The 450-nt window shown below is 68.4% G+C and carries 1 protein-coding gene; it reads right to left on the bottom strand.

Going from position 1 to position 450, the window contains the following annotated elements; all coding sequences use genetic code 11:
* Nucleotides 1–16: 16 nt before the first annotated feature.
* On the bottom strand, nt 17–450 hold a 434-nt coding region (locus tag C2862_RS25090; protein WP_210736130.1), incomplete at its 5' end, for a SufD family Fe-S cluster assembly protein.

Raw genomic sequence — 450 nt, 5'->3', positions numbered from 1 at the left:
GCGACGGCGACGAAGCTCATGCGTGCGCCTCGTTGTGGGACGGGATCGACGCCATGAGCTCGAGCTCGGCCTCGACGGTTTCCATCATCCTGGCCTCGATGTCGGGCACCCCGATGCGGCGGATGATGTCGGCGAAGAAGCCCCGCACGACGAGGCGGCGGGCCCCGTCCTCGGGAATGCCGCGGCTGCGCAGGTAGAACAGCTGCTCGCCGTCGAAGCGACCCGTCGACGAGGAGTGACCAGCGCCGGCGATCTCGCCGGTCTCGATCTCGAGGTTGGGCACCGGGTCGGCCTGGCAGCCGTCGGTGAGCACGAGGTTCTTGTTGGCCTCGTACGTCTCGATGTCCTCGGCGACCTTGCGGGTGAGCACGTCGCCGATCCAGACGGTGTGTGCGCCCTTGCCCTGCAGGCACCCGCGGTAGTCGACGTTGCTCGTCGTCTTGGGCGCGT

This window comes from Massilia sp. Mn16-1_5, assembly GCF_004798585.1.
Classification (GTDB): Bacteria; Pseudomonadota; Gammaproteobacteria; order Burkholderiales; family Burkholderiaceae_D; genus Telluria.
The sequence above is the reverse complement of the archived record's forward strand: the minus strand, read 5'-3'. Positions and strand labels throughout refer to the sequence as shown.